A 10,812-nucleotide genomic window follows, 5' to 3' on the forward strand; every position below is an offset into this window, starting at 1 on the left:
AGGTAGTCGAGGTTGGACAGCTGGGGCCGCCCGTCCCGGCATGGCCTCGCCGTTGGGCGAGGCCACTACTTCCTGGATCGTGCGCGATCTTGCCGGCGAGCGCGAGGCGGCGAGCGCGAGGCGGCGAGCGCGAGGCGGCGAGCGCGAGGCGGCGAGCGCGAGGGCAGGGGACTGTGGGCGCGAGCCGGTGGACGGCGTGGGCGGTTAGCTGGCTTCGACGATCATTGCGGCGCCCACAGTGCGGTTGGTCGCCTCGTCGATGATGACGAAGCCGCCGGTGGTGCGGTTACGGCGGTACTCGTCGGCCAGCAGCGGCACCGTCGTGCGCAGTCGCACCCGGCCGATCTCGTTGAGCCGCAGTTCGTCGGCCGACTCGTCGCGGTGCAGGGAGTTGATGTCCAGTCGGTAGTGCAGCCCGCGCACGATGGCTCGCGCCGACCGGGTGGTGTGCTTGATCGCGTACCGTCCGCCGACCCGCAGCGGAGCCGTCTCGTCCATCCAGCAGACCATCGCCTCGATGTCCTGGGCCACCGCTGGCGCGTTGTTCGGCCGGCAGATCAGGTCACCCCGCGAGATGTCGATCTCGTCGGCCAGTCGTACCGTCACCGACATCGGCGGGAACGCCTCCGGGACCGGCCCGTCGGCGGTCTCCACGGCGGCGATCCGGCTGGTGAAGCCGGAGGGCAGCACCATCACCTCGTCGCCGGGCTTCAGCACGCCGGAGGCGACCTGGCCGGCGTAGCCGCGGTAGTCGGTGACAGTGGTGGACTGCGGACGGATCACGTACTGCACCGGGAACCGGACGTCGACAAGGTTGCGGTCGCTGGCGATGTGCACCCGCTCCAGGTGGTGCAGCAGCGACGGGCCCTCGTACCAGGGCATGTTGTCCGACCTGGTGACGATGTTGTCGCCGCGCAACGCGGAGACCGGCACCACTGTCAGGTCCGGTACGTCGAGCTTCGCCGCGAACGCTGTGAACTCGTCGGCGATCCGCTCGTAGACCTCCTGTGACCAGTCGACAAGGTCCATCTTGTTGACACAGAGGACCAGGTGCGGCACCCGCAGCAGGGAGCAGAGGAACGCGTGCCGGCGGGACTGCTCGACGAGGCCCTTGCGCGCGTCCACCAGGATCAGCGCCAGGTCCGCTGTCGACGCGCCGGTGACCATGTTGCGGGTGTACTGGATGTGGCCCGGGGTGTCGGCGATGATGAACTTGCGCCGGGGGGTGGCGAAGTACCGGTACGCCACGTCGATGGTGATGCCCTGCTCCCGCTCGGCACGCAGACCGTCGGTGAGCAACGCCAGGTTGGTGTATTCGTCACCGCGGGCCGCGCTGACCGCTTCCACGGCGGCCAACTGGTCGGTGAAGAGCGACTTGGTGTCGTAGAGCAGCCGCCCGATCAGGGTCGACTTCCCGTCGTCCACGCTGCCGGCGGTGGCGAACCGCAGCAGGTCCATCGCCCGCGCCTCGGAGGCCGGGGCCATGATCTCGGTGCTCATCAGAAGTAGCCCTCCCGCTTGCGGTCCTCCATGGCGGCCTCGCTGACCCGGTCGTCACCACGGGTGGCGCCGCGCTCGGTGATCCGGGTGGCCGCCACCTCCTCGATGACCTTCTCCACGGTGTCCGCGTCGGAACGGACCGCTGCGGTGCAGGAGGCGTCGCCGACGGTGCGGTAGCGCACCTGCGCCTTGAACCGCTCCTCACCCGCGCGGGGGCGGAAGAACTCGTTGACGGCGTAGAACATGCCGTCCCGTTCGATCACCTCGCGCTCGTGCGCGTAGTAGATCGACGGCAGTGGGATGCGTTCCCGGGCGATGTAGTGCCACACGTCCAGCTCGGTCCAGTTGGACAGCGGGAAGACCCGGATCGACTCGCCCGGGTGGTGCCGACCGTTGTAGAGCGACCACAGCTCCGGCCGCTGGTTCTTCGGGTCCCACTGACCGAACTCGTCGCGGAAGCTGAACACCCGCTCTTTCGCCCGGGCCTTCTCCTCGTCCCGGCGGGCGCCCCCGAACAGCGCGTCGAAGCGGTGCTTCTCCACCGCGTCCAGCAGCACCGGGGTCTGGATCCGGTTGCGCATGCCGTCGCCGGACTCCCGGACCATGCCGCTGGCCAGGGCCTCCGGCACGCTCGCGACCACGAGGTGCAACCCCAGTTCGGCGACCCGTTGGTCGCGGTATTCCAGGACCTCGGGGAAGTTGTGCCCGGTGTCGACGTGCATCACCGGGAAGGGGACGTTGGCGGGGGCGAACGCCTTCTGCGCGAGCCGCAGCATGACGATCGAGTCCTTGCCACCGGAGAAGAGCATCACCGGGCGTTCCATCTCGGCGACCACCTCGCGCATCACGAAGATGCTCTCCGCTTCCAAGGCGTCCAGGTGGGAGACCTGGTACGCCGCGGGGGTGGTCATGACACCGGCTCGATTCGCTCGCTCATCCGATTTCCAGACCTTTCCGGTCGGGCATGTCAAGAAAGTTCGCTCAGGCTACCCGGAATGTTTCTGCAGCGCTGCAAGCAACCGGGTGGCGAGATCCTTGCGGCAGACCAGGAGGTCGGGCAGCCGCGGATCCGCCTCGTTGTATTTCAGCGCAGAACCGTCGATCCGGGAAGCGTGCAGTCCGGTGGCCGTCGCCACAGCGATCGGGGCCGCCGAGTCCCACTCGTACTGCCCACCTGCGTGGATGTACGCGTCCACCTCGCCGGTGACCACTGCGGCGATTTTCGCTCCGGCCGAGCCCATCGGCACCAGGTGCGCCCCGACGTCCTCGGCCAGATCGGTCAGGAAGACCGGCGGCCGGCTCCGGCTCGCGGCCAGGCGGATCTTCCGCTCGCCGGCCGTCGCCGCCTCCACGGTCATCGGCGGGTACGCCGGCGGGTAGTCGGTGCCGAGCACCCGGTGCTGCGCCGGCAACCCCACCGCCCCGGCGACGAGCCCGTGCGGGCTCGGCGCGTTGCGCGCCCAGAGCGCCACGTGCACCGCCCAGTCCGAGCGGCCCTCCTCGGAGAACTCCCGGGTGCCGTCCAACGGGTCGACGATCCACACCCGGTCCGCGTTCAACCGCGACACCGCTCCGGTGTTCACCTCCGCAGCCCAGGCCAACCGCGACCCCTCGTCCTCCTCGGAGAGCACCGCGTCACCCGGACGCCACTTCGCCAACTCCGTGCGGATCAGGTCGTGCGACACCTTGTCCCCGGCCGACTTCAGCGCACCGGCGTCGGCGAAACCCATCTCCGTGCGCAGGTCGAGCAGCGCCTGCCCGGCTCGGGACGCCAACCATCGGGCGAACGCGCCATCGATCATCGGAGGACTGCTCATCTGTCCGCTCCCGTCGCCTCGCCGCACTGCCCGCACGGGCCGATCCGCCGCGACTCGCGTCGCCGGTCGCGGCACGCTGAAAGGCGCAGACTACCGGCCCGCCGTTTCCGATTCGGGTACGCCCCGCCCGGCTCAGCCGCCGTGGTAGAGGTTCTGGGTCGGCTCCACGCCCTTGGTGATCACCGACTCCACCACGTCGGCGGCCCGGTCCACCAGGAAATCCAACTCCTTGCGCTCGGCCGCGCCAAAATCCGACAGCACGTAATCCGCCGGATCCTGCCGCCCCGGTGGTCGGCCAACGCCGAACCGCACCCGGGCGTAGTCCTTGGTCCCCAACGACTTCGACATCGAGCGCAGGCCGTTGTGCCCGCCCTCGCCGCCGCCGAACTTGACCCGCACCTGGCCGAAGCCGATGTCCAGCTCGTCATGCACAGCGATCACCTGCGCCGTCGGCACCTTGTAGAACTGCGCCAACGCCGCGACCGGTCCGCCGGACAGGTTCATGTACGTCAGTGGCTTCATCAGCACCAGCTTCGGCCCACCGAACCCCAGCCGCGCCTCGGCCACCTCGGCCACCGCCCGCTTGTGCCGGCCGAAGCGGGCACCCACCCGCCCGGCCAGCAGCTCGGCCACCATGAACCCGACGTTGTGCCGGTTGCCGGCGTACTCCCGACCCGGGTTGCCCAGGCCGACCACCAGCCACGGCCCCGCCTCGTCCGTCACGACCCGTCCCTTCCGACGCCCAACGCAGCGACTCCCGATATGCCGACAGGCGCCCCCGAACTTTCGGGGACGCCTGTCGCACAGTACGAACCGATCAGGCCTCGGTGCGCGCCTCGGTCGTCTCGGCGCCCTCGGCCGGGGCGGCGTCCGCGCCCTCGGAGCCCTCGGTGGTCTCGCCGACCTCGGCCTCGGCCTCGTCGGTGGCAACCTCGACCTCGGGCAGCGTCGCCTCGAGCTGCTCGGCGGTCGGGGCGGCGGTCACCGACGCGACGGTCAGCTCCGAGTCGACGGCCAGCTCGACGCCGGTCGGCAGCGCGACATCGCCGGCGGTCACCAGGGTGCCCGCCTCCAGGCCCTCGATCGACGCCTCGAGGTGGTCCGGAACCTTGGTGGCGTCAGCGGTCACCGAGAGGGTGTCGTGGTCGTGCACGATCAGGGTGTCCCGGGCGGCCTCGCCGGTCAGCTGGACCGGGACCTCGACGGTGACCTTCTCGCCCCGGCGGACCAGGATCAGGTCGACGTGCTCGAAGGTGTCGCGGATCGGGTCACGCTGGATCGCCTTGGGCAGCGCCAGCACCTGGGTGCCGTCGGCGATGTCGATCGCGAAGAGCTGGTTGGCACCGCCCTTGCGGATCGCGGCGGCGAACTCCCGCGACGGCAGCGCGATGTGCTTGGGCTTCTCGCCGTGGCCGTACAGCACGGCGGGCACCTTGCCGGCCCGGCGGGTACGGCGGGCACCACCCTTGCCGAACTCGGTACGGGGCTCGGCGCTGATCTTTACCTCGGACACGGGGAAACTCCTGATGCTTTTCGCTGCGGCGGCTTGTCGTCTAACGGTGCTGGGGCGAGGGGCTCGCTGGGGCTCATGCGTCATGAACGACTGCCCGGAGCACCGCGTCGATGACGGTGCCTCCGTGCGGCGCTTTTCAGCGGCCCGCCGGGCACCCTCGCCGTGGCAACCGCACCAGTCTACCCGAGCTGTTTCCAGGGTTTCCGGCAGTCCCCGATCACGGCTCAGGACCGGCGCGTCGGTGGCGCTCCCACCAGCGTGCCGGCCCTGTTTCCGTCAGTTTGCCAGCCCCACCCCCACCGGCGCGCCAAGTGGTGGGAACGGGGCTCAGGCTCAGCTCAGGCCACCGAAGAGGGTGGTCACCGAGCCGTCGTCGAAGACCTCGCGGATCGCCCGCGCCAGCAGCGGCGCGATCGACAGCACTGTGAGCTTGTCCAGCTGCTTCTCTGGCGGGAGCGGCAGGGTGTTCGTCACCACGATCTCGCTGATCGAGCTGTTCTTCAGCCGCTCGGTGGCCGGGTCGGACAGCAGCGCGTGGGTGGACGCGACAACGATCTCCGCAGCGCCCGACTCCTTGAGGATGTCGGCGGCCTTGGCGATGGTGCCCCCGGTGTCGATCATGTCGTCGACGATCAGGCAGACCCGGCCCTCCACCTCGCCGACGACCCGGTTCGCCACCACCTGGTTCGGCTTCATCGGGTCACGGGTCTTGTGGATGAACGCCAGCGGGCACCCGCCCAACCGGTCGGTCCACCGCTCGGCCACCCGCACCCGGCCCGAATCCGGTGCCACCACCGTCATCGGCCGGCCGGCGTACTTGTGCTCCACGTACTCGGCGAGGATGTCCATCGCGAAGAGGTGGTCCACGGGGCCGTCGAAGAAGCCCTGGATCTGCGCGGTGTGCAGGTCGACGGTGAGGATGCGGTTGGCGCCGGCGGTCTTCAGCAGGTCCGCCACCAGGCGGGCCGAGATCGGCTCCCGACCACGGTGCTTCTTGTCCTGGCGGGCGTACGGGTAGAACGGCAACACCACTGTGATCCGCTTGGCCGACCCCCGCTTCAGCGCGTCCACCATGATCAGGGTCTCCATGACCCAGGTGTTCACCCCGTGCGTGACGGACTGCACCACGAAGGCGTCCGAACCACGTACCGAGTCCTTGAACCGTACGAAGAGCTCGCCGTTGGCGAACTCGTACGCGTCGGCCGGCGTCGGCGCGACGCCGAGCACCTCGCCGATCTCCTTGGCCAACTCCGGAAAGCCACGTCCGGAAAAGAGCATCAGGCTTTTGCGGTTTTCGGCGACGATGCTGCCCATGGGCCCGTCTGCTCCCGTTATGTCGGCGGTACCCGACCCGGTGGTGGTGGGTCAGGGACTATTCGGTTGCAGTATCTCCCGCGCCGGATGCGCCGCCCACCGTCTCGGTCGCCCCGTGGATTGCCTCACTGTGGCTTGCGGCACCAGTCGTACCGGACGCACCCTTCGCGTCGCGGGCCCGCTGCGCCGCCTCCGCCGCGGCGGTGCCGGCGCGACGCTTGACCACCCAGCCCTCGATGTTGCGCTGACGCGCCCGGGCGACACCCATCGCCCCCGGCGGCACGTCGTCGATGATCACGGAACCAGCCGCCGTGTACGCCCCGTCGCCCACCTCGACCGGCGCCACGAACATGTTGTCCGCGCCGGTCCGCGCGTGGCTGCCGATCACCGTGCGGTGCTTGTTGACCCCGTCGTAGTTCACGAAGACCGACGCGGCGCCGATGTTGGTCTGCTCGCCGATCGTCGCGTCGCCGACGTACGTCAGGTGCGGCACCTTCGCGCCGGCGCCGATCTGCGAGTTCTTCACTTCGACGAACGTGCCGACCTTCGCCTTCTCGGCCAGCTGGGCGGCCGGCCGCAGGTACGCGTACGGCCCGACTGTTGCGCCCGCGCCCACCTCGGCACCCACGGCGTGGCTGCGGATCACCGACGCGGCGGGGCCGACGATCGTGTCGATCAGGGTGACGTCCGGCCCGATCAGCGCGCCCGCGCCGACCACAGTGCCGCCGCGCAACTGGGTGTTCTGGTCGACCACCGCGTCCCGGTCCAGCGCGACAGTCACGTCGATCCAGGTGGTGGCGGGGTCGAGCAGGCTCACCCCGGTGCACATCCACGCCTCGTTGATCCGGTCGCGCAGCAGCCGGCGCAGCGTGGCCAGCTCCACCCGGTCGTTGCAGCCCAACGTCTCGACGTGGTCCACGGCGACGTGCACCGCCACCGGCTCGCCGGCGGAACGAAGCAGACCGAAGACGTCGGTCAGGTACTCCTCGCCCTGGTCATTGTCGGTGGAGAGCTTGCCCAGCGCCTCGCGCAGCCGCACCGCGTCGAACGCGTAGATGCCGGCGTTGATCTCCCGAATCGCGCGCTGCGTCGGGTCGGCGTCGCGCTCCTCGACGATCTGCTCCAGGCGCCCGTCGGCGTCCCGGACGATCCGCCCGAGGCCGGTCGGGTCGGGCACCTCGGCGGCCAGCACGGTGGCCGCCGCGGCGGCCTCCTCGTGCGCGGTCACCAGCGCGCCCACCGTCTCGGGTCGCAGCAGGGGCACGTCACCGTTGATCACCACGACGGTGCCGGCACCGTCCGGTACGGCCTCCAGCGCGATCCGTACCGCATGCCCGGTGCCGAGTTGCTCGGCCTGGAGCACCGGGGTGGCGTCCGGGGCGACCTCGGACAGGTGCGCCCGCACCTGGTCGGCGCCGTGCCCGACCACGACAACGGTGCGGTCCGCGCCCAACGGGGCGGCGGCGCTCAGCACGTGACCGAGGAGCGTCCGACCGAGAAGGGGGTGCAGCACCTTGGGCAGTGTCGACTTCATCCGCTTGCCCTCACCGGCGGCAAGTACGACGACGGTACGGGGGTGGGGCTGGGGCACGACGTGGCTCCCGTCGGGACGGCGGACACTCTCGCGGCCATGCTAACCGCGAGGCCCGGCACGTTTCCCTCTTACCCCCACCGGACCCTAAAACGGACGTAGATGGGCAGCTCGGCCGCCAGGGTTCGAACCTGAAATACGGGTACCAAAGACCCGGGTGTTGCCAATTACACCACGGCCGATCAGCGACGTGAGCACGTCGCACGAGGGATGGACATCCCGCCGCTACACCTTAGCGCCCCGGCCGTCGGATGCCAGCGCTCATCCCTTCGCACGGCGACCGATCGATGTCGTCGGCCTTCCGGGGGTGGTCGGCCCGCGCCTCGGCCGCTCTCTTCCCGGATCGGTCAGGCACCCGCCATCGGGCCGGCTGACCTGCGACTTCGAGCAGTTACGCGAAGTCGATTCGAAACTTCCCCGTGCGATCTACGGTGCCGTAAGTTACGGTGACGTAGGCGTAGCTTCGTGATCGTAACCATCCCCCTGCGAGGTCCCATGTCCACTGCTCTGCTCGATTCCAACACCGCCGGCCCCGGCCCCAAACCACTCACCGACGGCAGCCAGTCCCCCGGCATCCTGGCCGCCCTCTGGGCCTTCGTGGTGATCCCCTTCGTCGCCCTGCTGGTCGCCGTGCCGGTGGCCTGGGGCGGCTGGCTGGGCTGGACCGACGTGATCATCGGCCTGGTCTGGTACGTCGTCTCCGGGCTCGGCATCACCGTCGGCTTCCACCGCTACTTCACGCACGGCTCGTTCAAGGCCAAGCGGTGGCTACGTGTGACTCTGGCGGTCGCGGGTTCGCTGGCGGTGCAGGGCGAGATCATCCAGTGGGTCGCCGACCACCGGCGTCACCACGCGTTCTCCGACCTGGAGGGCGACCCGCACTCGCCGTGGCGGTTCGGCACCAGCTTCTGGGCGTTGACCCGGGGCCTGTTCCACGCACACGTGGGCTGGCTGTTCCGCCGGGAGCTGTCCAACCGCGGACGTTTCGCCCCGGACCTCATCGCCGACCGGGACATCAGCCGGGTCGACCGGCTCTTCCCCGCGCTGGTGGCCATCTCGCTGCTCGGCCCGGCGCTGATCGGCGGCCTGGTGACCTGGTCCTGGCAGGGCGCGCTGACCGCGTTCTTCTGGGCCGGACTGGTCCGGATCGGCCTCCTGCACCACGTCACCTGGGCGATCAACTCGGTGTGCCACGTCTACGGTGAGCGTCCGTTCGCGATGCGCCAGGGTGACCGCGCGTCGAACTTCTGGCCGCTGGCGATCCTGTCGTTCGGCGAGAGCTGGCACAACCTGCACCACGCCGACCCGACCAGCGCCCGGCACGGCGTGTTGCGCGGTCAGGTGGACATCTCCGCCCGGGTGATCTGGTTGTTCGAGAAGGCCGGCGCGGCAACGCAGGTGCGCTGGCCAAAGCCCGAGCGCCTCGCCGCCAAGCTGGTGAAGCCTGTCGCACCCCACTGAAACCGGGCGGTGCTCGACGATGCCGCCTGGCAGGATGGCCGGATGACCCGAGCCATGCGGGGGGACCAGGCGGCTCGGCGGACGGGAGGCCGAGCCCGTTCCGGGTACTGTCGAACGGCGCGTCAGGGCGGTCGGACCGCCCGACAGTGAGGCGACGACGTGAACGGGCACAGCGGAGGAACCATTCCACGGCAGGGCGTCACCGAGCGCCAGCGAGGCGGCGACATGCCTGAGGTCAGCGACGACGCGCCGGCAGCTGTCAGCGGCCGACGGGCGACGCCGACGGCGGCACCGAAAGCCAAAGCTCCCTCCCGGGTCCGCATGTCGGCCGCCCAACGCCGGGAGCAGTTGATCGCGACCGGCCGGCAACTCTTCGCCGAGCGCGGTTTCGACGCCACATCCATCGAGGAGGTGGCGGCCCGTGCCAAGGTCTCCAAGCCGGTGGTGTACGAGCACTTCGGTGGCAAGGAAGGGCTCTACGCGGTGGTGGTGGACCGGGAGGTCCGGGCCCTGTTGGACCGGATCACCACGGCGTTGACCGCCGGGCATCCGCGGGAGCTTCTGGAACAGGCGGCGCTCGCCCTGCTGACCTACATCGAGGAGGAGACCAGCGGTTTCCGGGTGCTGGTCCGCGAGTCGCCGCTGATGTCCGGCACCGCCACCTTCAGCAGCGTGATGAACGACGTGGCGCACCAGGTCGAGCACATCCTGGGCGCCGAGTACAAGAGCCGAGGGTACGACCCGAAGCTCGCCGAGCTGTACTCGCAGGCGCTGGTCGGCATGGTGGCGTTGACCGGTCGCTGGTGGTTGGAGGTGCGTAAGCCGCGCAAGGAGACGGTGGCGGCACACCTCGTCAACCTGGCCTGGAACGGGTTGTCACACCTGGAGGCCAAGCCGACGCTGATCACCGCACGGCGCAGCTGACCCCGATCAGCGGCGGTGCACGTCGGCCACCGGGTGTTTGCGGTGCTCCAACTCCGCCTCGGCGGACTCCGGTGGGCCGACCTTGTCGTATAGGCCGGTGCCGAGCAGGATCAGGCCGAACAGCATCGACACGACCACTGTCGACATCGAGAAGTTGAGAAAGTTCGCACCGGTCTGCAGCACCGACATCATCAGGATGCTGGTCACCAGGAACACCACGCCCGCTGTGAGGTTCATGTAGTGGCCGAGGTTGCTACGCCGTGAGGCCCCGATGATCAGGACGACCCCGAAGACCACCGAGGCGAGCGAGAAGGCCAGGTTGGTCCGGAGCCCGAGGGCCCAGGTGCTGTTGCGGGCAAAGAGCGGATCCCCGATCGTCTCGGCGACGCCCCAGACGCCGAAGACCAGGATGTAGACGCCGATCAGCCCGGAGAGGATCCGGTAGAGCGGCCGTGCCGGATGGTTGACCGGAAAGTGCGGCATGCCCAGACCCCCTGATGTGACCGTTTCAGGGGGAATTGTCGCCCAAGGCAGCGCTAACTGTCCGCAGAACCCCAAAGCCCAAGGGGTCCGCCGAAAGGCTGGACCGGGTCAGGTTTTCGCCGGAGCCCGAGCTGCGCAGGGATCAAGCCTGACCCGCCCGAGCACCCCGGGGTCCGCCGGAAAACCCCCGGCGGAACCCCGAAGAAAAC

The 10,812-nt window shown here is 69.6% G+C and carries 10 protein-coding genes and 1 tRNA gene; 2 read left to right on the forward strand and 9 right to left on the reverse strand.

Features of this window, described 5'->3' with window-relative positions; translation table 11 throughout:
- Positions 1–204 precede the first annotated feature (204 nt).
- The 8 genes from AB0K35_RS32845 to AB0K35_RS32880 all read right to left on the reverse strand — a co-directional run bounded on the left by AB0K35_RS32845 (position 205) and on the right by AB0K35_RS32880 (position 7,917).
- Positions 205–1,500 carry a GTP-binding protein gene (locus AB0K35_RS32845; protein WP_238671158.1) on the reverse strand — a complete coding sequence of 432 codons (1,296 nt, stop codon included), beginning with the start codon at positions 1,498–1,500 and terminating at the stop codon, positions 205–207.
- The gene (cysD, locus tag AB0K35_RS32850) at positions 1,500–2,411 is read right to left on the reverse strand and encodes a sulfate adenylyltransferase subunit CysD (protein WP_238671159.1); all 912 of its coding nucleotides are present in this window, start codon (positions 2,409–2,411) and stop codon (positions 1,500–1,502) included. Before cysD ends, AB0K35_RS32845 begins: the two co-directional genes overlap by 1 nt.
- A 75-nt stretch (positions 2,412–2,486) precedes the next feature.
- The gene (locus tag AB0K35_RS32855) at positions 2,487–3,317 is read right to left on the reverse strand and encodes a 3'(2'),5'-bisphosphate nucleotidase CysQ (protein WP_091394622.1); all 831 of its coding nucleotides are present in this window, start codon (positions 3,315–3,317) and stop codon (positions 2,487–2,489) included.
- Positions 3,318–3,449: 132 nt separating this feature from the next.
- Complete coding sequence (gene pth / locus AB0K35_RS32860) at positions 3,450–4,040, reverse strand: aminoacyl-tRNA hydrolase (protein ID WP_363890406.1); 591 nt, start codon at positions 4,038–4,040, stop codon at positions 3,450–3,452.
- A 94-nt stretch (positions 4,041–4,134) separates the two neighbouring features.
- Complete coding sequence (locus tag AB0K35_RS32865) at positions 4,135–4,830, reverse strand: 50S ribosomal protein L25/general stress protein Ctc (RefSeq protein WP_238671162.1); 696 nt, start codon at positions 4,828–4,830, stop codon at positions 4,135–4,137.
- 333 nt (positions 4,831–5,163) lie between these two features.
- Positions 5,164–6,144, reverse strand: a complete 981-nt coding sequence (locus AB0K35_RS32870) for a ribose-phosphate diphosphokinase (protein ID WP_091394633.1) — start codon at positions 6,142–6,144, stop codon at positions 5,164–5,166.
- 58 nt (positions 6,145–6,202) lie between these two features.
- A complete protein-coding gene (gene glmU / locus AB0K35_RS32875) occupies positions 6,203–7,735 on the reverse strand; it encodes a bifunctional UDP-N-acetylglucosamine diphosphorylase/glucosamine-1-phosphate N-acetyltransferase GlmU (RefSeq protein ID WP_363890409.1) in 1,533 nt (510 codons plus the stop codon).
- 110 nt (positions 7,736–7,845) lie between these two features.
- Positions 7,846–7,917, reverse strand: a tRNA-Gln gene (locus tag AB0K35_RS32880).
- A gap of 313 nt (positions 7,918–8,230) precedes the next feature.
- Here AB0K35_RS32880 and AB0K35_RS32885 point away from each other — a divergent pair.
- Both AB0K35_RS32885 and AB0K35_RS32890 read left to right on the forward strand, forming a co-directional pair.
- Complete coding sequence (locus AB0K35_RS32885; RefSeq protein ID WP_238671163.1) at positions 8,231–9,196, forward strand: acyl-CoA desaturase; 966 nt, start codon at positions 8,231–8,233, stop codon at positions 9,194–9,196.
- A gap of 225 nt (positions 9,197–9,421) precedes the next feature.
- Positions 9,422–10,120, forward strand: coding sequence for a TetR/AcrR family transcriptional regulator (locus AB0K35_RS32890; RefSeq protein ID WP_238671164.1), 699 nt, complete (start codon positions 9,422–9,424; stop codon positions 10,118–10,120).
- 6 nt (positions 10,121–10,126) lie between these two features.
- On the opposite strand, the gene AB0K35_RS32895 is transcribed toward AB0K35_RS32890, so the two are convergent.
- Entirely contained in the window at positions 10,127–10,603 is a 477-nt protein-coding gene (locus tag AB0K35_RS32895) for a DUF4383 domain-containing protein (RefSeq protein WP_238671165.1), read from the reverse strand.
- Between the last annotated feature and the right edge of the window lie 209 nt (positions 10,604–10,812).

Origin of the sequence: Micromonospora sp. NPDC053740 (genome assembly GCF_040677775.1) — a bacterium.
Lineage (GTDB): Bacteria > Actinomycetota > Actinomycetes > Mycobacteriales > Micromonosporaceae > Micromonospora > Micromonospora alfalfae.

Coding starts and splice junctions, on each gene's coding strand:
- cysD (WP_238671159.1), bottom strand. CDS start 2,411: ATGACCACCCCCGCGGCGTACCAGGTCTCCCACCTGGACGCCTTGGAA.
- AB0K35_RS32895 (WP_238671165.1), bottom strand. CDS start 10,603: ATGCCGCACTTTCCGGTCAACCATCCGGCACGGCCGCTCTACCGGATC.
- AB0K35_RS32870 (WP_091394633.1), bottom strand. CDS start 6,144: ATGGGCAGCATCGTCGCCGAAAACCGCAAAAGCCTGATGCTCTTTTCC.
- AB0K35_RS32855 (WP_091394622.1), bottom strand. CDS start 3,317: ATGAGCAGTCCTCCGATGATCGATGGCGCGTTCGCCCGATGGTTGGCG.
- AB0K35_RS32890 (WP_238671164.1), top strand. CDS start 9,422: ATGCCTGAGGTCAGCGACGACGCGCCGGCAGCTGTCAGCGGCCGACGG.
- AB0K35_RS32845 (WP_238671158.1), bottom strand. CDS start 1,500: ATGAGCACCGAGATCATGGCCCCGGCCTCCGAGGCGCGGGCGATGGAC.
- AB0K35_RS32885 (WP_238671163.1), top strand. CDS start 8,231: ATGTCCACTGCTCTGCTCGATTCCAACACCGCCGGCCCCGGCCCCAAA.